Origin of the sequence: Actinoplanes oryzae (genome assembly GCF_030757795.1) — a bacterium.
GTDB lineage: Bacteria > Actinomycetota > Actinomycetes > Mycobacteriales > Micromonosporaceae > Actinoplanes.
In genome coordinates this window covers 1-22898 of sequence record NZ_JAUQWH010000146.1, presented here as the reverse complement: position 1 = coordinate 22898, position 22898 = coordinate 1, and the positions used below count along the sequence as shown (strand labels likewise).

At 73.0% G+C, this 22898-nt stretch carries 23 protein-coding genes; 10 read left to right on the top strand and 13 right to left on the bottom strand.

Features of this window, described 5'->3' with window-relative positions; genetic code table 11:
• Window positions 1-357, top strand: a 357-nt coding sequence (locus RBH18_RS33795; protein ID WP_306214543.1) for an iron chelate uptake ABC transporter family permease subunit, incomplete at its 5' end; no start/stop codon positions are given.
• A gap of 3 nt (window positions 358-360) precedes the next feature.
• Here RBH18_RS33795 and RBH18_RS33790 read toward each other — a convergent pair.
• Complete coding sequence (locus RBH18_RS33790) at window positions 361-4062, bottom strand: amino acid adenylation domain-containing protein (protein ID WP_306214542.1); 3702 nt, start codon at window positions 4060-4062, stop codon at window positions 361-363.
• A gap of 46 nt (window positions 4063-4108) precedes the next feature.
• On the opposite strand from RBH18_RS33790, the gene fes reads away from it, so the two are divergent.
• Window positions 4109-5317: an enterochelin esterase gene (gene fes, locus RBH18_RS33785; RefSeq protein WP_306214540.1), complete on the top strand. Its 1209-nt coding sequence runs from the start codon at window positions 4109-4111 to the stop codon at window positions 5315-5317.
• A 1-nt stretch (window position 5318) separates the two neighbouring features.
• Here fes and RBH18_RS33780 read toward each other — a convergent pair whose 3' ends face one another.
• The 6 genes from RBH18_RS33780 to RBH18_RS33755 form a co-directional block, all read right to left on the bottom strand.
• The gene (locus RBH18_RS33780) at window positions 5319-5960 is read right to left on the bottom strand and encodes an isochorismatase family protein (protein ID WP_306214539.1); all 642 of its coding nucleotides are present in this window, start codon (window positions 5958-5960) and stop codon (window positions 5319-5321) included.
• A 3-nt stretch (window positions 5961-5963) separates the two neighbouring features.
• A complete protein-coding gene (locus RBH18_RS33775) occupies window positions 5964-7532 on the bottom strand; it encodes a (2,3-dihydroxybenzoyl)adenylate synthase (RefSeq protein ID WP_306214538.1) in 1569 nt (522 codons plus the stop codon).
• The gene (locus RBH18_RS33770) at window positions 7519-8628 is read right to left on the bottom strand and encodes an isochorismate synthase (protein WP_306214537.1); all 1110 of its coding nucleotides are present in this window, start codon (window positions 8626-8628) and stop codon (window positions 7519-7521) included. Before RBH18_RS33770 ends, RBH18_RS33775 begins: the two co-directional genes overlap by 14 nt.
• Window positions 8621-9370 (bottom strand): 2,3-dihydro-2,3-dihydroxybenzoate dehydrogenase, encoded by a 750-nt coding sequence (locus tag RBH18_RS33765; RefSeq protein ID WP_306214536.1) that lies wholly within the window; start codon window positions 9368-9370, stop codon window positions 8621-8623. Before RBH18_RS33765 ends, RBH18_RS33770 begins: the two co-directional genes overlap by 8 nt.
• A complete protein-coding gene (locus RBH18_RS33760; protein WP_306214535.1) occupies window positions 9367-9600 on the bottom strand; it encodes a phosphopantetheine-binding protein in 234 nt (77 codons plus the stop codon). The genes RBH18_RS33765 and RBH18_RS33760 overlap by 4 nt, the downstream gene beginning before the upstream one ends.
• An 80-nt stretch (window positions 9601-9680) precedes the next feature.
• Window positions 9681-10724 carry a YncE family protein gene (locus RBH18_RS33755; RefSeq protein WP_306214534.1) on the bottom strand — a complete coding sequence of 348 codons (1044 nt, stop codon included), beginning with the start codon at window positions 10722-10724 and terminating at the stop codon, window positions 9681-9683.
• 451 nt (window positions 10725-11175) lie between these two features.
• Here RBH18_RS33755 and RBH18_RS33750 point away from each other — a divergent pair, with 451 nt between their 5' ends.
• Window positions 11176-11817, top strand: a complete 642-nt coding sequence (locus tag RBH18_RS33750; protein WP_306214533.1) for an O-methyltransferase — start codon at window positions 11176-11178, stop codon at window positions 11815-11817.
• A gap of 45 nt (window positions 11818-11862) precedes the next feature.
• On the opposite strand, the gene RBH18_RS33745 is transcribed toward RBH18_RS33750, so the two are convergent.
• The gene (locus RBH18_RS33745; RefSeq protein ID WP_306214532.1) at window positions 11863-12591 is read right to left on the bottom strand and encodes an alpha/beta fold hydrolase; all 729 of its coding nucleotides are present in this window, start codon (window positions 12589-12591) and stop codon (window positions 11863-11865) included.
• Window positions 12592-12776: 185 nt separating this feature from the next.
• Entirely contained in the window at window positions 12777-13601 is an 825-nt protein-coding gene (locus RBH18_RS33740) for a hypothetical protein (RefSeq protein WP_306214531.1), read from the bottom strand.
• A 131-nt stretch (window positions 13602-13732) separates the two neighbouring features.
• Between RBH18_RS33740 and RBH18_RS33735 the strand changes: the two genes are divergently transcribed.
• Both RBH18_RS33735 and RBH18_RS33730 read left to right on the top strand, forming a co-directional pair.
• Window positions 13733-14884: a sensor histidine kinase gene (locus RBH18_RS33735; protein ID WP_306214530.1), complete on the top strand. Its 1152-nt coding sequence runs from the start codon at window positions 13733-13735 to the stop codon at window positions 14882-14884.
• The gene (locus RBH18_RS33730) at window positions 14881-15486 is read left to right on the top strand and encodes a response regulator transcription factor (RefSeq protein ID WP_306214529.1); all 606 of its coding nucleotides are present in this window, start codon (window positions 14881-14883) and stop codon (window positions 15484-15486) included. The genes RBH18_RS33735 and RBH18_RS33730 overlap by 4 nt, the downstream gene beginning before the upstream one ends.
• A gap of 140 nt (window positions 15487-15626) precedes the next feature.
• On the opposite strand, the gene RBH18_RS33725 is transcribed toward RBH18_RS33730, so the two are convergent.
• Window positions 15627-16202 carry a TetR/AcrR family transcriptional regulator C-terminal domain-containing protein gene (locus RBH18_RS33725; RefSeq protein WP_306214528.1) on the bottom strand — a complete coding sequence of 192 codons (576 nt, stop codon included), beginning with the start codon at window positions 16200-16202 and terminating at the stop codon, window positions 15627-15629.
• A gap of 52 nt (window positions 16203-16254) precedes the next feature.
• Between RBH18_RS33725 and RBH18_RS33720 the strand changes: the two genes are divergently transcribed.
• A complete protein-coding gene (locus tag RBH18_RS33720; protein ID WP_306214527.1) occupies window positions 16255-17505 on the top strand; it encodes an FAD-dependent monooxygenase in 1251 nt (416 codons plus the stop codon).
• A 69-nt stretch (window positions 17506-17574) separates the two neighbouring features.
• On the opposite strand, the gene RBH18_RS33715 is transcribed toward RBH18_RS33720, so the two are convergent.
• The gene (locus RBH18_RS33715; protein WP_306214526.1) at window positions 17575-18903 is read right to left on the bottom strand and encodes an amidohydrolase family protein; all 1329 of its coding nucleotides are present in this window, start codon (window positions 18901-18903) and stop codon (window positions 17575-17577) included.
• On the bottom strand, window positions 18900-19112 hold the full coding sequence (locus tag RBH18_RS33710) for an Atu4866 domain-containing protein (RefSeq protein WP_306214544.1): 213 nt from the start codon (window positions 19110-19112) through the stop codon (window positions 18900-18902). Before RBH18_RS33710 ends, RBH18_RS33715 begins: the two co-directional genes overlap by 4 nt.
• A gap of 375 nt (window positions 19113-19487) precedes the next feature.
• On the opposite strand from RBH18_RS33710, the gene RBH18_RS33705 reads away from it, so the two are divergent.
• On the top strand, window positions 19488-20363 hold the full coding sequence (locus RBH18_RS33705) for a helix-turn-helix domain-containing protein (protein ID WP_306214525.1): 876 nt from the start codon (window positions 19488-19490) through the stop codon (window positions 20361-20363).
• On the opposite strand, the gene RBH18_RS33700 is transcribed toward RBH18_RS33705, so the two are convergent.
• Window positions 20315-20503 carry a hypothetical protein gene (locus RBH18_RS33700; protein ID WP_306214524.1) on the bottom strand — a complete coding sequence of 63 codons (189 nt, stop codon included), beginning with the start codon at window positions 20501-20503 and terminating at the stop codon, window positions 20315-20317. The genes RBH18_RS33705 and RBH18_RS33700 overlap by 49 nt on opposite strands.
• A 115-nt stretch (window positions 20504-20618) precedes the next feature.
• On the opposite strand from RBH18_RS33700, the gene RBH18_RS33695 reads away from it, so the two are divergent.
• From RBH18_RS33695 to RBH18_RS33685, 3 genes are all read left to right on the top strand, one after another.
• Window positions 20619-21314, top strand: a complete 696-nt coding sequence (locus RBH18_RS33695; protein WP_306214523.1) for a response regulator — start codon at window positions 20619-20621, stop codon at window positions 21312-21314.
• Window positions 21311-22375, top strand: coding sequence for a sensor histidine kinase (locus tag RBH18_RS33690; protein ID WP_306214522.1), 1065 nt, complete (start codon window positions 21311-21313; stop codon window positions 22373-22375). The genes RBH18_RS33695 and RBH18_RS33690 overlap by 4 nt, the downstream gene beginning before the upstream one ends.
• A 102-nt stretch (window positions 22376-22477) precedes the next feature.
• The coding region (locus RBH18_RS33685) for a hypothetical protein (protein ID WP_306214521.1) at window positions 22478-22898 on the top strand (421 nt) is incomplete at its 3' end.

The window sequence follows — 22898 nt, the reverse complement described above, 5'->3', positions numbered from 1 at the left end:
CACCACCCCGCGCCCGGCCTCGGCGACCCGGTCGAGGGCCCGGGCGCCCTGGGCGTACGCGTCGAAGTCACCCGCCGCGGCCTGCTCCTGGTCGCCGTGGCCCTGACCGCCGTGGCCACCGCCGCGGCCGGGCCTGTGCCGTTCGTGGCGCTGGCCGCCCCGCAGATCGCCCGCCGGCTGACCCGCTCCCCGGACGCGAGCCTCGTGGTCGCCGGCCTGACCGGTGCCGCGCTGCTGGCCGGCGCCGACCTCGCGGCCCAGCGCCTGTTCGCCCCGGCGGCGCTCCCGGTCGGTGTGCTGACCGGCGCGCTGGGCGGCGGCTACCTGGTCTGGCTGCTCGCCGCCCGGCGCCGATGACCGCTACCGGACCAGCAGGCGGGTGAGATCACGACCGATCACCCGCAGGGCGGCCGGCCGGACCAGGCCCGGATGGGTGCAGTCCAGGGTGCGGACCTCCAGGCTGCCCACGTACGGCCGCCACCCCTCCGGATCGAGCCAGTCCTCCGCCCGCGGCGCCCCGGCCGCGTACAGGATCGCCGGGCCGTCGAACGCCTCGTGGTGGTGCTCGCGCATCATCCGCGCGTTGCCGGCCACCACGGAGGGCACAACGGCCAGCAGCGCCGGGTCCAGGTCCGCCATCGGGCCGCCGGAGGCGCGCAGCCGGGCGACGACCCCGTCGGCGGTGACCGGCCCGGGCTCGTCGTCGAGGCCGGCCATCGTCAGCAATGCCCGCAACGCGTCGCCGGTGGTCGGCGCGGGCAGGTCCCGCCACTGGTCCGCCGGATAGGCGTCCAGCAAGGCCAGCACGGACACCTCGTGGCCGGCGCGGCGCAGCTGGGCGGCGGCCGCCTGGGCGATGACGCCGCCGACCGACCAGCCGGCGAGCGCGTACGGCCCGTGCGGGCGTACGCGGCGGATCTCCCGCACGTAGTCGGCGGCGACCGCGGCCAGGGTGGACGCCGGGCCGGGCGACAGCAAGGACCGGGACTGCAGCCCGTACACCGCGATCGACGGGTCGAGATGCGGCAGCAGCCCGGCGTAGCACCAGGCCAGCCCGCCGGCCGGATGCACGCAGAACAGTGCCGGACCGTCCGGCGACGGGCGCAGCGGCAGCAGCGTCCGCAAGCCTTCGCCGGCGTCGGCACCTGTCGACAGGCGGGCGGCAAGACCGGCGACGGTCGGTGCGGCGAACACCGCGGCCAGCGGCACCGCCGTTCCCGTCGCGGCGCGAAGCCGCTGCACGAGCGTGGCGGCCAGCAGGGAGTGCCCGCCGAGGGCGAAGAAGTTGTCGTCCGGGCCGGGCACCGCGACGCCGAGGACGTCCGCGATCGTCGAGGCGACCAGGCGCTCGGTGGCCGTACGCGGAGCATCGCCGCCCACCGTGACCGGCGGTGCGGGCAGCGCGCGGCGATCGAGCTTGCCGCTCGGGGTCAGCGGCAGCTCGTCGACCGGCAGCACCACGGACGGCACCATGTGTTCCGGCAGCCGGGACCGCAGCCACCCGGTGACGTCCGGCGATCCGACCACGTACGCGCACAACCGCCCGTCGAGGTGGGCGACCGCGGCCCGGCGTACCCCCGGATGCTCGGTCAGCACCGCCTCGATCTCGCCGAGCTCGACCCGGAAGCCACGGATCTTCACCTGGTCGTCGGCGCGCCCGCGATACTCCACCGCACCGTCGGCGCGGAAGCGGGCCAGATCGCCGGTGCGGTACATCCGGGTGCCGTCGGCGGCGGCGACGAAGCGCGAAGCGGTCAGCCCGGGGCGGCCGAGGTACCCGGTCGCCAGTTGCACTCCGTCCAGGTAGAGCTCGCCGGTGACGCCGACCGGCACGGGTTCGAGGCGCGTGTCGAGCACGTGCAGGCGGGTGTTCCAGACGGGACGGCCGATCGGGACGGGGCCGGGCGGGTCCCCGGCGGCGCACTCCCAGGCGGTGACGTCGACGGACGCTTCCGTGGGTCCGTACAGGTTGTGCAGCTCGGCGCCGACCACCTGAGGGAACAGCCGGGCGAGATCCTCCGAAAGTTCCTCGCCGCTGCAGATGACTCGCCGCAGCACGCCCGCGGTCTTGCCCGCGGCCGGCTCGCTCAGGAAGACCCGCAGCATCGACGGGACGAAGTGCGCGGTGCTGACGTGCTCCTCGACGATCAGCGACGCGAGGTACGCCGGGTCCTTGTGCCCGTCCGGCCGCGCCAGCACGAGGGTCCCACCGGCCAGCAGCGGCCAGAAGAACTCCCACACGCTCACGTCGAAGCCCGACGGCGTCTTCTGCAGCACCCGTTCGCCGGGTCGCAGCCCGTAGCGGCCCTGCATCCACAGCAGCCGGTTGACGATCCCGCGGTGCGGCACCAGCACACCCTTGGGCCGCCCGGTGGATCCCGACGTGTAGATCGCGTACGCGGTGTCGCCCGGCCGGGCCACGGCGAGGGGGTGGTCCGGCACGTGCGTCAGGTCGGGCATCTCCTCCAGTACGCACACCGGCTGCGCGTCCTCGATCATGAACGCGAGCCGGTCGGGGGGATACGACGCGTCGAGCGGCAGATAACCGGCCCCGCTCTTGAGGATCCCGAGCAGCGCGACCACGAGATCGAGGCTGCGGGGCAGCGCCACCGCCACCAGCGTTCCCGGTCCCGCCCCGCGCGCGGCGAGCCACCGGGCCAACCGGCCGGCCCGTTCGTGCAGCTCGGCGTAGCTCAGCTCGGCGCCGCCGGAACGTACCGCGGGGGCGGCCGAGTCCGCGCGCGCGTCCAGCAGCTCGGTCAGCGTCGTGTCCGGCACGGGACGTGTGGTCGCGTTCCACCGCCGGGTCCGCGAGATCTCGGTGGGCGTCCGTACCTCCACCTCCTCGACCAGGTCGTCCGGGCCGAGCTGTGCCTGCAGCAGGCCGGCGAGCCGCTCGAAATGCGCGTCCAGCTGCTCCGGCGGGTACAGCCGCGGGTTGGCGTCCACGGTGACGTCCAGCCGGCCGCTGCCGGTGTCCATGCCGACCGTGAGCTCGAAGTCGTCGGCCGGGCCAGTGGCCAGATAGTGCACCCGGCCGGTCACGCCGGCGCCGAGGTCCAGGTCCCGCCGGAACGGCTTCACGTTGACCTGCGGCCCGACCAGGCGCCGGCCCGTCCCGACCAGGCCGAGGTCGCGCTGCAGCCATTCGTAGCGGTACCGCTGATGCCGCACGGCCGCCCGCACCTCCGCCTGGACGGTCACCGCCAGCTGCCGCAGGGTCGACCCGGCCGGCACGACCAGCCGCAGCGGCAGCACGTTGACCACCGTCGCGGGAATCCGGGCCGCGGGGGTGCCGAGCCGCCCGGCCACCGGCAGACCCAGCGTCACGTCCCGGGCGCCGGTGAGCCGGTGCAGGTACAGCGCGCCGACCGCGATCGCCGTCTCGGCCCAGGTGACACCGAGGCGATCCGCGACCGACCGCAGCACATCACCGGGGACTTCGCGGTGGCGCCGGGCCCGCTCGTGCGCGGGTCCGGCCGTTGCCTCGGCCAGAGCGGCCGGCGGCGGGGCGCCCGCGAGCCTGTCCAGCCAGAACTGCCGGTCGGCCGCGTACGCGTCCGAGCCGCGATAGGCATCCTCGGCCGTGAGCAGCGCGCGCAGCGGCTTCCACGGCGCGCTGTCCCTGCCCTGGTAGGCCGCCACGACCCGGTCGATCACCAGGGAGAACGCGAAGCCGTCGAGGAGCAGGTGGTGCGCGCGGAGGTACCAGACGGTCCGGTCCGGGCCGAGCCGCAGCAGGGCCAGGCGCACCAGCCCGGCGCCGGTCAGCTCCGGAACCGTCGCGAGATCGGCCCGGATCCACTGCTCCACCGCGTTCTCGTCCGGCAGGTCGAGCAGCTCGACGGGGGGCGCGGCCCCGGGCGTCCAAAACACGTCGGTGCCTTCGGTGAGGAACCGAGCGCACAGCATCTCGGTCTCCGCGCTCACCTCCGCGACAGCGGCGGCGAGGCGGTTCACGTCCAGCGGGCCGTCCAGGTCGATGCGGTGCGCGCACCAGAAGGCGGGGCTGGCCGGGTCGAGCTGCTGGGCGAACCAGAGGGCCTGCTGGGCAGCGGTCAAGGGCGTCATAGTTAGGGTGTCCTAAGCAAGCAGGGAGAGGGGTTCCATGTCCGAGGTGCCACCGACGTCAGTGCCGCCGCGCGTGCCCCGGCCGAAGCCCCCGGTCGTCACGGACAGCCCGCGTCTAACGCGGCTGCGGCCGGACGGCGTGGAGGCGTTCTGGGCGCAGGTCACGCACGACGGGACGCCGATGGTCGAGCGGGACGGCGCGGACGTGCTCATCACGTTCCTGTGGCGGGAGCGGCGACCCACCCGCGACGTGCTCGTGCTGGCGAACAAGCTGGCCGACCGCGCCGATCTGGGGCTCTCGCGGATGCGCCGGATGCCCGGCACCGACCTGTGGCACCTGACCTACCGGCTGCCGGCGGACTGGCAGGGCAGCTACCACTTCGCCCCGGACGAGAGCGACTCGCCGGCGGACGACACTGCCGCACATTGGCGGCAGGTCGCGCAGAACCTGGTGCAGGATCCCGGCAACCCGCGCGTCCTGCCGCAGGAGAAGCCGCCGCACAAGTCGATCGCCGCCGGGCCGGTCGCCGCGGCCGGCCCGCACTGGTGGCAGCACGACCCGGCTGTTCCCGCGGGCCGGCTGGACACCGTGGACCTCCCCCGCCGCGTGTGGCGCTACCGGCCGCCGGGCTGGACGGCCGGGGCCGGGCCTTACCCGCTGCTCGTGCTGCTCGACGGCGACATCTGGGGGCCGCTGCTGCCGGTGTCGGTCACGCTGGACAACCTCATCGCGGCCGGGCGCATCCCGCCGGTGGTCGCGCTGCTGCCCGACAGCGGCGACCGGGTGACCCGCTTCACCGAGTACGCCTGCGATCCCGGCTTCGCGAAGTTCCTGAGCACCGACCTGATCGAGAGCGCCGGGCGCGAGCTGAACCCGGACCCTGACCCGGCCCGTACGGTGATCGCGGGCCAGAGCCTCGGCGGGCTGGCCGCCGCGTTCGCCGCCCTGCGCGCGCCGCACCGGTTCGGCAACGTGCTCACCCAGTCCGGCGCTTTCTGGTGGCCCAGCACCACTCCGGACCCGGAGCGCCTCACCCGCTCCCTCGCCACCGGCGACCGCCTGCCGATCCGCTGGCACGTCGAGGCGGGCACGGACGAGTGGGTGGCACTGGGCCCGAACCGGCGGCTGCGCGACGCGCTGACCGCCCGCGGCTACCAGCTCACCTATGCCGAGTTCGCCGGCGGTCACGACCGGCTGTGCTGGCGGGCCCGCTTCGGCGACGCCCTCGCCGGCCTGCTGGCCTGAGCTACCGGCGCTCGGCGAGCAGGTCATCGCTCAGCTCCGCGGTGGTGGCCACGACGCCGCAGCGGGTGGCGACGTGCCGCAGCGCGTCGGCGTGGTGCGCCGGGCTGAAGTCCGCCACCGCGTCGGCCACCACGAAGGGCTGCACGCCGCGCATGAACGCGTCCAGGGCCGTGGCCAGGACGCCGATGTGGGCGTACACGCCGGTCACGATCAGCTGGTCGCGCTCGCCGAGCAGCTCCGCCAGTGGAGTGCCGACGAAGGCGCTGTAGCGGCGCTTGGTGAGCACGATGTCGTCGGGACCCGGGCGCAGCGCGTCCACGATCGCCAGCGCGTGCGGCTCGGGCGGCGGGCCGTCACCCCAGAAGTCCTGCAGGAGGCCGCGTTCGGCGCGGGTCTGCCCGCCCGGCTGGGCGGAGAAGATCACCGGCATGCCGGTACGCCCGGCGTGCTCCCGCAGGGCCCCGATGTTGCGGATCACCTTGGTGACAAGAGTGCCGTCCGCGGTACCGAACGGCGCGAGGAAGTAGTTCTGCATGTCGTGCACCAGCAGCACGGCCCGCTCGGGGTCGAGCCGCCAGCCGACCTTCGCGGTGTCCCGGGAGAAGCCGGTGGGCACGTGATAGGGGGTGATGCGAGGCAGCAACGTTCATCCCTCCGATGACGACAGCCGGGACCGCAGCAGCGACCGCAGCTCGCGGCGGCTGGTCTTGCCCACGCCGGTGACCGGGAAGCGGTCCACCACGCGCAGCTTGTCCGGCATCTTGTACGCGGCCAGCCCGCGCTCGCGCAGGAAGGCGCGCAGGTCTCCCAGCGTGGGGGGCCGGCCCACGGGCACCACGAACACGCAGCTGCGCTCCCCCAGGTACAGGTCGGGGACGGCGACCACAGCCGCGTCGTGGACGTCCGGGTGGGCGAGCAGGTGATCCTCCACCTCCTCGGCGGCGATCTTCTCCCCGCCCCGGTTGATCTGGTCCTTGGCCCGTCCCTCGACCACCAGATGGCCGCCGTCGAGCCGGCGCACCAGATCGCCGGTGCGGTAGAACCCGTCGGGCGTGAACGCGACCTGATTGTGCTCGTCGGCGCGCCAGTACCCGCGGATCGTGTACGGCCCCCGGGTCAGCAGATGACCCACCTCGCCGTCGGCTACCGGCCGGTCGGCGTCGTCGACCACCCGCACCTCGTCGTCCGGTGAGATCGGCCGGCCCTGGGTGTGCAGGACGATCTCGTCCGGTTCGTCGAGGCGGGTGTAGTTGACCAGGCCCTCGGCCATGCCGAACACCTGCTGCAACCGGCAGCCCAGCACCGGAGCGACCCGGGCGGCCACCGACGGCACCAGCTTCGCGCCACCGACCTGCAGCACGTCCAGGCTGTCCGGGCGCCACGACGCCCGCTCGGCGGCGTCGAGCCACACCAGGGCGAGCGGCGGCACCAGAGCGGTGATGGTCACCCCTTCCCTGTCGATCAGCGGGAAGACCGTGGCCGGAGCCGGGGACGGCGACAGCACGATCCGCGCGCCCGCGTGCAGTGCGCCGAGCACCCCCGGCGACGACATCGGGAAGTTGTGCGCCACCGGCAGCACCACGAGGTAGACGCTGTCCGGGGTCAGGGCGCAGATGTCCGCGCTCTCCCGCACGCTGTAGAGGTAGTCGTCGTGGGTGCGCGGGATCAGCTTGGGCAGGCCGGTGCTGCCGCCCGAGAGCTGCAGGAAAGCCAGGGCGCCCGGTGCCGGGCCCGGCGGCAGGGTGGCCGGGTCCCCGCGCGGCAGGTCCTCGGCAAGGATCATGCGCGCGGGCGTGGCCGCGGCCGCGAGCGTACGGTGGTCGAAGCCGTCGGCGGACGCGACGCCGGTGGTGATGAACGCGGCCGCCTCGGTGTGCCGGCAGAAGTAGCCGATCTCGGCGGCCCGGTGTGCCGGCAGCGCGAACACGGGCTGCGCACCGATCCGGAAGAGCGCGAAGATGACGTCGAAGAACTCCGCCACGTTCGGCAGTTGCACGACCACCCGGTCGTCCGGCCGGATGCCCTGCTCGTACAGCCCGGCGGCGACGCTCAGCGCCCGGTCGCGCAGCTGGCGGTAGGTGATACGGCGCTCGCCGTCGACGACGGCCACCCGGTCGCCGAATCGTTCCGCGCCCGAGCGCAGCAGGTCGTCGAAGGTCTGCCCGGTCCAGTAGCCGCGCTCACGGTAGCGGCGGGCGAACTCAGCGGGCCACATCGGCCACCCCCAGCGCGGTCAGCATCGTGCCCAGCTTCGCGTTGGTCTCGGCGAGCTCGGCGGCCGGATCCGAGCCGGTCACCACGCCCGCCCCCGCGTACACGTCGAGGCCCTCCGGGCCGGCGACCGCGCAGCGGATCGTGACCGCCCATTCCCCGTCGCCGGCCGCGTCGGTCCAGCCCACCATGCCCGCGTAGAAGCCGCGGTCGAAGCTCTCCAGCTCCGCGATGGCCCGCCGGGCGGACGCGACCGGGGTGCCGCACACGGCCGGCGTCGGGTGCAGGGCAGCGGCCAGCGTCAAGGCGGTCGTGTCCGGGTGCGCCACCCGGCCGGTGATCCGCGATGCCAGGTGCCACATGGTCGGCGTTGCCACCAGCTCCGGCTCGTCCGGGACATGCAGCGCGCGGCAGTACGGCCGCAGCACCGCGGCGACCTGCTCGCTGACGAAGGCGTGTTCGTGCCGGTCCTTGGCCGACACGAGCAGCGCGGCGGCCCGGCGGGCGTCCTCGTCCGGGTCGGCGCTGCGCGGCGCGGATCCGGCGAGTGGGTGTGCCGTGACGATGCCGCCGTGTCGCGACACCAGCAGCTCGGGGCTGGCGCCGAACAGGGTACGGCCGGCGCCGAGATCGATGCCGAAGGTGTACCGGCCCGCGCCACGCTCTATCAGGCCGCGCACCACGGCGGCGACATCCAGAGCGGGGGCGGGCAGGCGCAGTGCCCGCGCCAGGACCACTTTCGTGTACGCGCCCGCGTCGATCTCCTTGAGCGCCCGCGCGACGGCGGCCACGTAGCCGTCGTCGGTTTCGGCGACCGAGTGTCCCCGGGCGGCGACGTCGGGCCGCGCCGGCAAGGTCGCCGGTTCCCCGCGCCGCAGCCGCCTCGGGACGACCAGGCGGGCGGGCGCGTCGGCGGAGAACGGCACGGCGCCGACCACGGCACGGGCCTCGCCGCCACCGGCCCGCAGCAGGGCACTGACCTGCAAGGGCAGCTCGGCGAGGGACGTGGCCGGGGCTACGGCGTGCACGCCTTCGGCCAGCAGGGTGGCCGACGGGGACACGAACACCGACGAGCGGGACGGGTCGTAGGTCTCAAGCACGGAGGGTCGCACCCCCGTCCACGTACAGGTCGTGCATGGTGATGTGCCGGGCCTTGTCGGAGGCGAGGAAGAGCACGGCGTCGGCGACGTCCTCGGGGGTGGCGATGCGTCCCAGCGGGATGCCGGCCCGGAAGGCGGCCGGGTCACCGGCGATGACCCGGCCCGGGCCGTCCGCGGTCCAGAGTGCCCGCTGCATCGGGGTGTCGGTCGAGCCGGGGGCGACCACGTTGCAGCGGATGCCGTACGGCGCCAGCTCGAGCCCGAGACACTTGGTGAACATGGTGGCGGCGGCCTTCGACGCGGCGTACGCGGCCATGCCCGCGCGGGGCACACCGGCCGCGTTCGACGAGACCGTCACGATGGCGCCCGCCCGGCGCGGGACCATCCGCGCGGCGACCGCCCGGCTGACATGGAACACGCCTGTCGCGTTGACGGCGAACGTCTCGGCCCACGCGTGGCCCGGGAAATCCACCACCTGACCGGTACGCAGGACGCCCGCGACGTTCACGAGGATGTCCACCGGCCCCAGCTCGCGTTCGGCGGTCGCCACGACGGCGTCGACCTGGCCGGGATCGGCGACGTCGGCCACGTACGGGAAGACGCCCTGTTCCTCGGCGGCCCACTCACGCAGGCCGTCACCGTTGCGGTCGAGCGCGGCGACCATCGTGCCGCCGGCGGCCAGAGCGCGGGTGACGGCCCGGCCGATGCCCTGCCCGGCCCCGGTGACCAGTGCGACGCTCATGTGCCGGGCTTCGCCAGGTCGGACCACGCGGCGATGGTCGGCTCCTCGGCCAGCTCCAGGAAGCCGGTGTCGACGCCGTCGGCGCGCCAGCGGGCCTCGAGCATCAGAATGCGGATGGAGTCGAGCCCCCGGTCGATGAGGTTCTCGTCGTCGGTCAGGCCGGCGGGGTCCTCCCCCAGCACGTCGGCGACGTCGTTGCGGACCCGGTCACGGTCCAGTGGTGAGCTCATGGCGTCACTGCTTCCTGCTCGGCGGGTGGCCCGCCCCGGCGTTGCGGAGGTCGGGGCGGGCCACCGGTCGGATCCGCTGGTCAGCGGGCGATCTTGATCTCGTGCAGCTGGTCCTCGCCGGCCGGGCCGGCGCCGGACTTGTCGACCACGAAGGCCGTCCCGTTGCTGGTCTCGACGTGGTTGGGGTTGGCGCCGGTGGCCAGGGTCTCGGTCACCACCCCCGCGCGCGGGTCGACGACCGTGACGTTCGCGGCGGTGCGATTGGCGACCAGAGCCTTGCCCGTACGCTCGTCGACGCTGACGGACAGCGCGCCCGCGCCGGTGACGACGGTCTTGGTGACGACCTTGGCGCGCAGGTCCACCACGGACAGCGTGCCGGCGGTCTGGTCGGCGGTGTAGGCGGTCTTGCCGTCCTTCGACAGGTCGATCGAGATGGGGCCGTCACCGGCCGGGATCAGGGTCGGCGTGTCCGACTGCGGGGACACGGCGATGATCTGGTCGCCGTTGAGGTCGGCGGCGTAGAGCGTGCCGGTCTTCTCGTCCACGGCCAGGCCGGTCGGGCCGGAGCCGGTCACGGTGACCCGCTTCTTCTCGGTCAGCGTCCGGGTGTCGAAGGCCACCAGGGTGCCACCGGTGAAGGCGCTGGCCCAGGCGGTGTTGTGCCGGGTGTCCACGACGATCTCACGGGCGTGGTCGACGCCGGGCAGCGTCGCCAGGTGAGATCCGTCGCGCTGGCTGTAGACGGCCACCGAGTTGCTGCGCGTGTTGGTGGTCCATACAGTGTTGTGCTCATCGTCGACAGCCACGCCGTACACGGCCTCCAGGGCGCCGGTCGCCGCGTCGACGACGGGCGGGGTGTAGGTCGCCTGCACCGCGAGGGTACGAGGGTCCACCTTGAGCAGCCGGGACGTGGTCACCGGCGGGCGGCCGACGGCGGAGGTCACCCAGAGCGCCTGGTTGCGCTCCGAATAGGACGACTGGTAAAGCCCTGTGGTGAGCGGCACGGTGGTCACCGTGGACGCCGCGTCGGCCTTGGGGTGCGCGGTGGCCGGAGCGGTCAGGGACAGCGTGCCCGCGGCGATGGCCGCGGTGACCGCCATGGTGCGGCGGAGAGCTGTGGTCATGGTGAGAGAACTCCTCACGGAGGGCGCCCCGGAGCGGGACACGGTTGCCCTCAACTTAGGTAAGGCATACCTAAGCTCACAAGTGACGATCTTAAATGTGACTTCCTGCACATCGAGATTGCCACCGCCACAGCGGCCACGATCGCGCTCCCAGCAGTACGGTGCCATACCGCCCAGGCATGCCTTGCCAGGTGCTTGATCGCCGCCCGGTCGCAAGGATCCGAGCGGTCAGGCCGGCAGGCCTTCGAGGCCCTCCGCCGTTTTGTCACCGAGACGACGGAACCTCAGCGAAGATCCGAAGGATCGGGAAGGAGGCGTTGAGGGAGCGATCGGGGAGCCTCCCCGACCACAGCGTCACCGGTCGGCCAAGCGCCCGAACAATGCGGAGACGCGCTGAGCAGGGCAGCCGTCGATGAACTTCGCACACAGAAAGCCGTGTGATCATCGCGCCATGAGTACGCTCACCACCGCGCCGGTCAAGCCCCTGCTCGCCACGCTGTTCGCCGACGCGCGACGCACCCAGGAACGCTTCCGGCTGCAACGCGCCGACCTGCTGGCCCAGGGACACCGGCCCGGCTCCCCCGAGTTCGCCGCCGCCACCCGTCAGGCCCACCTCGCCGTCACCCCGGAGACCGGGCAGCTGCTCTACCTGCTCACCCGCACCGCGAAGGCCCGCACCGTCGTGGAGTTCGGCACCTCCTTCGGCGTCTCCACCCTGCACCTGGCCGCCGCCCTGCGCGACAACGGCACGGGCACGCTGATCACCACCGAACTCGAACCGACCAAGGCCGCGGCCACCCGCGCCACCCTCGCCGAGGCCGGACTGGCGGATCTGGTCGAGATCCTCGAGGGCGACGCCCGGCAGACCTTGCCGCAGCGCCGCCCCCGCCCCATCGACCTGCTCTTCCTCGACGGCGCCAACCACCTGTACGTCGAGGTCCTGCGCCTGCTCGAGCCTGATCTCGCCCCGGGCGCCCTGGTTGTCGCCGACAATGCCGGAGCACCCGGATACCGCGATTACCTCGCCACCCAGGACCGCTACGTCTCCGTCTCCGTCGGCGAGCGGGTCGAGGTCACGGTCGTGGCGGACTGACAGCCCACGAAGACACGCGCCGAATACCCGTCCGGTCGGCTTCGCCTACTCGGCGACGTGGGCCGCGGCGGCCAGGATGGTGTCGATGACGACCTGGGGGTGCGAGACCAGCGAGACATGCGAGCCCTCGACCTCGGTGACCTTCGCTCCCGCCCGCTCGGCCTGGGCGCGCTTGACGCCCGCCGGGATCACCTTGTCCTCGGTGCCGATGACCGCCCAGCTCGGCAGGGTCTTCCACGCCGGGGCGCCCGACGGCGTGGTGTTGGCGCTCAGGGTGATCGGCCGCTGGCTCTCGTGGATCAGCCACCGATCGGCCTCGGGGAGGTCCTGGGCGAAAGACTGGTGCACGGTGTCCGGCTTGAGGAACGCCTCGGCGTCGCCCTCGGGAGCGCCGGGGTAGCCGACGATGTCGAGAACTGTCGTCGGGTCGGGCACGTCGAGCGCCGACCCCGAGCCCCCGAGGATCTGGAAGACGAACTCGCCTTCGTCGGGGATGAACGCGTCGACGTAGACCAGGGCCCGCACGTCACCACCGCCGGTCGCCGCGTTGGTGATGACGAAACCGCCGTAGGAATGCCCGACCAGCACCACCGGACCGGTCGTGCGCTGGGCGAGGAACGACGAGATGTAGGCCGCGTCGGACACCGGTCCACGCAGCAGGTTGGGCGGCCCGAGCACGGTGTAACCCTGGCTCTGCAGCTCGGTCGCGACGGCGTTCCAGCTGGACGCGTCAGCCCACGCGCCGTGCACCAGAACGATTGTCGGTTTTGCCATGCCAGTCTCCTCTATGGTCGTTGACCCGGGAACCCCTCCCACCTCGCTGGGAGCGATACCACCTTGTCCATTGAGCCGCTGGGTTCGGTAGGGGTGGAGGGTTAACCGATGACGAAACCACCGGATCAACCGTTCTGGATGAAGCCGGTGTGGCCGAACGTGCGATGGCCTCCGCCTGCCCCTCATCATTTCGTCACGGCGGCAAAGGCGATCACGCTCAGGCCGATGACGATGTCGACCATGAGGCACCACTCGGCGTACCCGCGCGGCACGACAGCGCTACGGCGGTGATGCCAGGCGTCCCAGCCGGCGTGCGCGAGCCATCCGGCGCCGATCAGGTACAGGCTGGTGTCGCCTGAGCTCACCGTCGCGAGCAGCACCAGCAGGAGAGAGACCGCCAGGCCCGTCAGCTGGGTGGCCAGCACCTTGCGGGGGCGCAGGGTGCGCCGGACGGCGCCGATCGCCAGGTAGCCGAGCGGCAGGACGAGCATCGTCCAGGCCGGCAGCGGACGTGGGTGGACCAGGTTGTCGACGGTGACGAGCAGCGCGAACGCGGTCGGCCACCGGTCCAGCACGGCCGCCCACGGCCCCGACCGCGCCGGTTGCGGCCGGTGCGTCACGTACTCGGCGGCGCGATGCCCCATGGCAAGCACCATGGCCGGCAGCATCAGGAGGTGGCCACCTACCGTCACCACACCGGCGGTCACCAGCCCGAGCCACCACGGCACCAGCAGCACCAGGTAGGGCACGTACATCGCCGCCGCCATCTCGGCTGTCGCGGCCGCTCCGTGCCCACGGTGCCACATCCACACCGACATCGTGATGACCATGCCGGTGGCCATGGTGGCGGCGGCCACGTCGGCCCTGGCCAGCAAGTCGTCCGGGATCAGGAAGGGCCACAGCGGGCCGATCAGCAACGGGCCGAGCAGCATCGCGACGATCATCTCGCCGAGGTGACGCAGGAAGGGCCGGGTGAACAGCGACGGTGCGTACGCGGTCAGTGATGTCATGCGTTCAGCCTCAGCGGCCTACGGCGCAAGAAACACCGTCGCATCGTCACCACCGCTTGGAGCGGACGTCACGGCCGGACCGTGCGTTCTTCATGCCCGGAGTACGCACGGCAGGCGCCTAGCATCGGGCGATGAACGCTGGAGAGGGGATCCGCAGGCAGCGCCAGGCCCGCACGGTGACCCTGGTGGCGCTGGCCGCCAACGCCGTGATGGCGCTGTTCCTGCCGGCGGTCGGCCTGTGGCGCGAGCCGGATGCGCGGCTGGTGGTCATGGGTGCCGTCGGGGTCACCCTGTTCGCCCTGGCCCAGGGGGCCGTGCTGCATGTCCTGGTCACCCCGTGGACCGGGCCGGGAACCCGGCGCCGGGCGTACGTGGCCCTGGCCGCCGCGTCCGTACTCTCGGTGGCGTTGGTGGGTCCGGTCGGGGACGGCTGGCCGACCTGGGCGTGGCTGGCGTGCTGCATCGTGGGCATCGTGCCGCTGCTCGTCCGGTGGCCGCTCGCGACGGCGATGTGCGCCCTGACCGTGGTCGTCACCGTCGCGGTCGCCCTGGCCGCCGGCGACGATCCCCTCCACGCGGTGCTGATCGTGGTCACGGTCGGCGCCGGCGTGGCGGCCCTCAACGCCTTCCCGGTCTGGTTCTGGAACCTGCTGGTCCAGGCCGAGTACGGACGCGCCGCGCAGGCACAGCTGGCCGCCTCGGAGGAGCGGCTGCGCTTCGCACGCGACGTTCACGATCTTCTCGGGCACCGCCTGTCGGTGATTGCTCTCAAGGCGGAACTGGCCGAACGGCTCGCGCCGGTGGACGCGGACCGCGCTGCGGACGAGGCAGCCGAGGTGCGCCGGATGGTCGCGGCGGCACTGGCCGAGGTGCGCGAGGTCGTGCACGGCTACCGGCAGATCGACCTGCGCGCGGAGTTGCGTTCCATCGAGCACGTCCTGCGCTCCTCCGGGGTGCGGTGCACCGTCACCGCGCCGGATGCGGACCTCCCGGAGGCCGTCGCCGCGCCGCTGGCGGCGGTCCTGCGCGAAGCGGTGACCAATGTCCTTCGGCACAGCCAGGCCACGTCGTGCGCGATCAGCATCTGTCGTACGGCCGGCACCGGCGGTGACGCGGTGATCATGACGGTGGTGAACGACGGCGTCACCGACGTTCGTCCGGACCGCCACAGCCACGGGCTGCGGGGCCTCGCCGAGCGCCTTGCCGAGACGGGTGGCACCCTGCGCACCCACGCGGCGGACGGCCGATTCACCGTCGAAGCCGTCGTATCCTCGACTCCGTGATCCGGATTGTCCTGGCCGACGACGAAGAGATCGTGTGCGCCGCCCTGGCCGCGCTGCTCGGCCTCGAACCGGATCTGGACGTCGTCGCCTCCGTCGCCGACGGCCGCGCCGCGGTGTCCGCCGCGCTGGCTCACCGCCCCGACGTCGCCGTGGTGGACCTGCAGATGCCGGCCCTGGACGGCATGGCCGTCGCGGCAGAGCTGTCCCGTGTCCTGCCGACCTGCGCGGTGGTCATCCTCACCGGCCGCGGCCGGCCCGCCCAGCTGCAGCAGGCGCTGGCCGCCGGAGCCAAGGGCTTCCTGGCCAAGGGCGCACCCGGCGGAGCGCTGGCCGACGTCATCCGTCGCGTCCACGCCGGTGGCCGCTACGTCGACCCGGCGCTGGCCGCCGAGGCCCTTTCCCTGCCGGAGTGCCCGTTGACCCCGCGCGAGATCGAGATACTCCGCCATGCCGGGCCCGACTTCTCGGTCTCCCTGCTCGCGCGGCGCCTGCACCTGTCGCCGGGCACCGTGCGCAACCACTTCACCGCCATCACGACCAAGCTCGGCGTCAGCACCCGCGCCGAGGCGGCGGCCCTGGCCCGCGACCACGGCTGGCTGTAGCTCACCTGCGACGCTGACCGGACACCGGCGCTGCCGCTGCCCGCGAACTCGCCGGCCAGGCGCGCACCATCGGCGCCGAGCTCGCTCGCTGGGCCGCCGAAGCGCGCGCCGACCTGAGCGACTTGACCACCCCGTGACGGTCAGCGTCCGCGCAGCAGTTGCGCCAATCCGTGCTCGAAGCGGTCGTCGAACGACTCGGTGGTCAGGTGCGGCAGAATGCGCCGCAGGGCCGGGCGGTCGCCGACCTCGAGCTCGCCGCCGAAGGACGTGGGAGCCGCCTGCTCCTCCTGGGTCAGGCCGAGAGTGAAATAGAGCAGGCTCCAGCATGTCCAGGCCGCCTCCCGCTCCGCCAGGCCGCCGTCGAGCAGGGCACCGACCAGGGCCTCGGCGATGTCCAGGGTGGCCGGCTCGGCGGCATAGGTGCCGACCACCACGGCCGCGCCGTCGCGGTGGGCCAGCAGCGCGCGCCGGTAGCGGCGGGTGATCTCGGCCGCGCGGGCCCGCCAGTCCGCCGGCAGATCATCGAGAGGGACACCGGCGACGATCGCGTCGGCCAGCAGCTCACCGAGCCGGGCACGGCTCTTCACGTGCCACAGCACCGTGTTCATCCGCACGCCGAGGCGCTCCGCGACGGCCCGCATCGAGACCGCCGGCGCACCCTGCTCGTCGAGCAGCTCCAGTGCCGCGCGCACCACATCCCCTTGACTCTTGGTCACCGACCAACTTTACTCGACCGCGATTATTGGTCACTGACCAAGAGGAGAAATCATGGACGACGTCGTGATCGTGGGAGCGGGCCCCACCGGCCTGTGGCTGGCCGCCGAGCTACGCCTGGGCGGGGCAACCGTCACGGTGCTGGAGCCGCGCACGGAACGGGATCCGCACTCCAAGGCGCTGACGATCCACCCGCGCACGATCGAGATCCTCGACTGCCGCGGCCTCGCGGACACGTTCCTCGCCGCGGGCGTAAGCGTGCCGAACGGACACTTCGCCGGCCTGCCCGACCGGATGGACTTCGCGGTGCTGGACACCCCGCACCCCTACACGCTCGTGCTGCCCCAGGCACGTACGGAAGAATTGCTCGAAGACCGCGCCCGGACGCTGGGCGCCACCATCCGGCGGGGCTGCCGCGTCACCGGGCTCACCGAAGACGGGGTCGAACTGGCGGGCGGGGAGATTGTGCGAGCCCGGTACGTAGCCGGCTGCGACGGCACCCGCAGCACCATCCGCTCCGCGGCAGGCATCGACTTCCCCGGCACCGGGCCCACCACCTGGGGCTGGCTCGGCGACGTCGTGCTCGACTCCCCGCCCGAGCGGGGCATGCTCAGCGTCTCCGGGCCGCACGGTGGCCTGATGGTCGTACCGATGGGCGGCGGCATCTTTCGGCTGGTCGGCACGGACCCGTCGGCCGACCGGCCGGACTGGCCGGGCGAGCTCCGGCTCGACGAGCTGCGCGCGACCGTGAGCCTGATCGCCGGCACCGACTTCGGGATGCGTGACCCGGTCTGGCTCTCCCGCTTCGGCAACGCGACCCGCCAGGCCACCGCCTATCGCCGGGGCCGGGTGCTGCTGGCCGGCGACGCCGCGCACCAGCATTTCCCCACCGGCGGCGTCGGCATGAACGTCGGCATTCACGACGCGCACAACCTCGGCTGGAAACTCGCCGCGGTCGTCACCGGGCGGGCGGACGACACATTGCTCGACAGCTACCACGACGAGCGGCACCCGATCGGCGCGGCCCTGCTCGAGCACACCCGGGCCCAGACCGCCCTGATGACCGCCTGCACGCCCGACGGCCAGGCACTGCGCACTCTGCTCAGCCGATTGATCGCGACCACGCCGGAGCTGTCCCGGCAGCTCGCCGAGCGCCTGTCGGGCCTCGATGTGGAGTACGCCACCGGGCGGCGCGTGCCCAACCTCGGGTTCCCCGACGGCAGCACCCTGTTCGAACGACTCCGCACCGGCGACCCCGTCAAGACCGAAGCCGGGCTGGTCCGGCCGGACGGCCACCTGGCCTGAACGCCGGCGAGAGGGGCGACGAGACGGGGTCCATGAACGTGGCCGCGGCGCGCCATGGACCCCGATCCGCTACGAGGCCGTCGCGGCGAGGATCGCGTCGCGGGAGGCGACGACCCGCTCGTACTCCGCGGCGATGTCGACACCGACGAGCCGACCCCCGGACTTGCGCGGCACGCCGGCGACCAGCACCGTCTCGATGTTGCGCGGGTCGGCCCCGAGCACCAGCGTGCCCACGGCGTCGTTGAGCGGCATGGTGTTGATGTCGCAGGCGTTGACCACCAGCAGGTCCGCCTGCTTGCCCGGGGTCAGCGAGCCGGTGACCGGCTCCAGTCCGTTGGTGCGGGCGCCCTGCAGGGTGGCGAAGTCCAGCACGTCGCGGGTGGTGATCCGGTCCGGGACGGCGTCCGTGCCGTAGGCGCCGTTGACCGCCCGCATCCGCTGGATCGCGTGCAGGGCCCGCATCTGGGTGAACATGTCGCTGGCCAGGGCCACTTCGACGTCGATACTCAGCCCCGGGCGAACCCCGGCCGTCAGCGCCTCGTCGATGGCCGGGACCGCGGTCTCCAGGCCGATCTGCGCGTCGGAGGTCGGCGCGAGCGAGATGGTGGTGCCGGTGTCCCCGATCGCCCGCCACGCCTCACCGGTCAGCCCGGTCGAGTGGATCAGCGTGAGCTGCGGGCCGAGCAGCCCGTCGCGCGCCCAGCGCAGGATCGCCTCGGACGACGACGCGCCGAACACCGCATCCACGCTGACCCCGATCCCCAGGTCCCGCGCGATCGCGGCCAGCTCCGGCCCGTACGCGAGCAGTGGTCCGGCGATCTCGTCGGTGGCCAGGCTCGCGAGCCGGACCGTCACCAGGTCGGAGGAGTGCTCGGCGCGCAACCGCCGCACATCCCGCGGCCACTGCTTGTCCCAGTCGCCGAAGTGCGGCGCCATCGAGGCGTGCACCCCGCGGATGCCGGTGTCCACCAGCGCGCGAATCGCAGCGTCGGAGTGCTCGGCGGTGCGCGAGTTGTGCGAGAAGTCGAGCATCGTGGTGATCCCGGCGTCCAGCGCCGACAGGGCGGCGAGGCGGGTGCCCACGTACATGTCGTGCGGCGTGTAGACGGGTGCGATGCGGGCGAGGGTGTTCATGACGTACGCGCCGAGGTCGGTCACGTCGGGGATGCTGCGCCGCAGCTGCGCCTGCCACGCGTGGCGATGGGTGTCGACGAAGCCGGGGCTCACGATCCGGCCCGTGGTGTCGACGATCTCGGCCCCACGAGCCTGCGGGTGCTCACGCAGATCCGGTCCGACGGCCACGATCTGCTCGCCGCTGACCAGCACGTCGCCGCGCGCCAGGTCACCGACCGCCGGATCCATGGTGACGACGGTTCCACCGGTGAACAGCATGCTCATTTGTCCTCCTGAAGCGAAGCGGGGGCGGGGTGCAGGGTGTAGCCCGCGTGCAGCAGCGCGCCGTCGACGAACTCGCCGTAGGCCCAGAAGCCCAGGTCATCGAGGTAGACGATGCGATCGCCGTCGATCCAGAACCGGCCCTGGTACGCGTGCGGGCGGCCGCCGCGCGTCTCGTCGTAGCGGCCGTCGGCGGCGAGCTCCTGGTGCAGCCGCGAAGGTGGCCGGGCTACCGGGTGCCAGGTTGCTCAGGCCGGCGACCGGGACGATGCTCAGCCCGCGGCAGTCGACCACGGTGGCGCCGTCGTCACCCGCCGCGGTGTGCAGGCCGGGACCGACCGCGACGATCGTGGCGCCGCCCAGCAGCAGGTCCGCGTCCTCGAGGTCGCCGATGGCCGGATCCAGCGTGTGGATCGTGGCAGCGGTGAACAGCAGTGGCCCGGACCCCGCGTGCAGGGCGGCCGGCTCGATTCCAGGTGAGGTCATGCGAACCACTGTCGGCAGCCGCGAGCTCCGCAACCAGCGTGGGTCTCTCCGGGGTGCGCCGCACCCTGGTTACCGCGGCGCTCAAAATCTAGCCTGGTGCCATGCTTGCCACCGACCTCGGCCTGTTCCTGGCCGCCCGCCGCGCACGGTTGAGCCCCGGCGAAGCCGGCCTGGTGTCGCACGGACGGCGCCGGGTGCCCGGGTTGCGGCGGGAGGAGGTCGCCGTGCTCGCCGGGGTGAGCTCCGACTACTACACCCGCCTGGAGCAGGGCCGGGAACGCGCCCCGTCCGCCTCGGTGCTGGACGGCATAGCCCGGGCCCTCGATCTGGGCCCGGACGCCCGGGACCATCTGTTCCGCCTCGCCGGCGTCCCGACCGGCGACCGGACGCCGCCCACCGACCGGGCCGACGACGATCTGCGCCAGCTGCTCGGCGAGTGGCCGCACCTCCCGGCCGTCATCATCAACCGGCGCCTCGACGTGCTCGCGTGCAACACGATCGCCGAGGCGCTCTACTCGGACTTCGCCGACCCGGGCAACCTGGCCCGGATGACCTTCCTGGACCAGGCGGGCCGCACCTTCTTCGCCGACTGGGCTCGCGCCGCCGAGGTCAGCGTGGCGCATCTGCGCCAGGCGCTCGGGCACCACCCCGACGATCCGCGGCTCCTGGCCCTGACCGGCGAACTGGCAGCCGCCGACGACGACTTCCGCCGGCTGTGGGCGCGGCACGACGTCCGCGGCAAGGCCTACGAGACCAAGACGTTCCGGCACAGCGCGGTCGGCGACCTGACCCTGACCTACCGGACCTTCGACGTCCGCGGCGCCTCGGGCCAGCAACTCATCGTGTACCGGGCGGCGCCGGGCAGCCGCGACGCCGACGCCGTCCGCCTGCTCGGCATGCTCACGGACGCGAGGCGCGATCATGCACCCTACACGCCGGCCGGCTGGGGGCGGTACCAGCGCAGCCAGGCGGCCTGACCGCCGTCGACGAGCAGGTCGGTGCCGGTGATGGAGAGCGAGCCCGGCCCCGGTGCGGAAGGCGAGACGATGGAGGCGGCGGGGCACACCGCCGCGGCCTCGCGCACCCCGTCGTCGTCGCGCTGGTCGAACACGGTCACGCTGCACAGAGTCCTCATAGGTGACCCAGTCACCATGGGAGACGCCGCGGAACCTTCCGAGTGGAGCTCCGCCCGGTGCCCGGCCCGGATCCGTCAGAATCGGCAGGAAGGCGGCATGGCTGTGCAACGCGTCCTCGTGGTCGACGACGAGACGAAGATCCGGATGACCGCCCGCGGCTACCTGGAGGCCGACGGCTTCGAGGTCGTCGAGGCAGCCGACGGGACCACCGCCCTCGCCCTCGCCACCCGCGATCGGCTCGACCTCGTGATCCTCGATGTGATGCTGCCGGGGCCGGACGGTCTGCACGTGCTGCGCAAGCTGCGGGAGACCAGTCAGGTGCCGGTGATCCTGCTGACCGCGCTCAGCGAGGAGGTCGATCGCCTCATCGGGTTCACCGCCGGCGCCGACGACTACGTGACCAAGCCGTTCAGCCCGCGGGAGCTGGTCCTGCGGGCCCGGGCGATCCTGCGGCGCACGGACACGGGCGCGGAGCCCGACGCCACGCTGCGGTTCCAGGGTCTGGTGATCGACCCCGCCACCCGGACCGTGCTGCGCGACGACGAGCAGCTGGTGGAGCTCTCACCGCTCGACTTCGATCTGCTCGTCGCCATGGCGCGGACGCCCGGGCGGGTCTACACCCGGCGCGGGCTGCTGGCCGAGGTGTGGGGCGGCGACTTCTTCGGCGACGAGCGGGTCATCGACGTGCACGTCCGGACGCTGCGCAAGGCGCTGGGCGACGACGCGGGCACACCGCGCTTCGTGGGCACCGTCCGGACGGTCGGCTACCGGTTCGTCGGCGTCCCCCGGTGAGACAGTTCCTGCGTACGATCAATCGTCGCTTGTCGTTGCGTGCCCGCCTGGTGCTGTCGCACGTGCTGGTCCTGCTGATGGCGATCGGCACCACCGAAGCCGCCATCCAGCTGCTGAAGGGACCGCACCGGCGGCCGTTCAACCCCGACGACGCCGTCTCGATCGGACTGGCGGCCGGAGCGATCACCGCGTTGCTCGCCGCGGTGCTGCTGTCCCGGCTCCTGCTCCGCCCGCTGGACTCGGTCCGGGCGGCGACGCACCGCCTGGCCCGCGGCCACTACGACGACGTGCTGGCCACGCCGGACGAACCGGAACTGGCCGGGCTGGTCACCGACGTGAACGCCCTGGCCACCGTCCTGGCCGGCACCGAGCGGCGCCGGGCCCGGCTGGTCTCGGAGATCGCCCACGAGATGAAGACCCCGATCACCATCCTGCGTGGGCAGATCGAAGGGCTGGCCGACGGGATCTTCCCCGCCGACGAGGCGATGTTCGCCTCGCTGACCGACGACCTGGCCCGCCTGGAACGGCTGGCCGGCGACCTGTCCCGGCTGTCGGTGGCCGAGGAGGGCGCCTTCGAGCTGCAGCGCCGGCCCACCGACGTGGCGGCGCTGGCCCGCGTGGTCGCCGAGCGCCTGCACCCGCAGTACGACGACCACCGGGTGGCGCTGTCCGTGACCGCCTCCGTCCCCGTGGTCGCCTGGTGCGACCCGGACCGCATCACCCAGGTGCTGGTGAACCTGCTCGGCAACGCGCTCACCGCGTGCCGGGCCGGCGGCCGGGTCCGCGTCACCGCCCGGGCCGCGGCGGAGCCCACACCGCGGGCCGAGGTCAGCGTCACCGACGACGGAGCCGGCATCCGGGCGGCCGACCTGGAACGCATCTTCGGCCGTTTCGAGCGCCTCCACCGTCCGGACCGGCCCGCACCGGCCGGGGGCAGCGGCATCGGGCTGACGATCGCCCGCGGTATCGCCCGGGCCCATTCCGGCGACGTCACCGCCGCATCCCCGGGCCCGGGCCGCGGCGCCACCTTCACCCTCACGATCCCGATCCCGCCCCGTTGATCTTCATGGAAGCTTCATCCGCGCCGCCGCCCGAGCTTGATCCGAGACCGGTTACGTGAGGGACGGACAGGGTCACCCACGGAGGAAGGGAAGTCGACCAGGATGAGCGAGCTGGATCAGCCGGTGGTGCGCGAGCAGCGGCCGCCCGCGACGACGGGAACCGACGGGGACCGGCGTGGCTTCATGCGCAAGGTGCTCTTCGCCAGCGGCGCGGCCGCCGTGGCCACGATGGGCGGCGGACTCGCCACCAGCGCCTGGGCAGCCGACACCCCGGACGCTGCGGCGAGCGCCGCGCCGAGCGCCTCGGGAAGCCGCGGCCCGGGCGGCGGCACGAACCCGATCCTGGCCGGTCAGACGATCACGGAGGACTTCTCCGGCCTGACCACCGACGGCAGACAGGTCGACGACCTGTTCACCATCCACTCGCGCGGCGTCGACACCAGCGCCGTCATCACCGCCGCGCAGTCCTTCCTGGCCGGGCTCACCGACGCCCAGCGCACGACAGCCCAGTTCACCGTCCGCT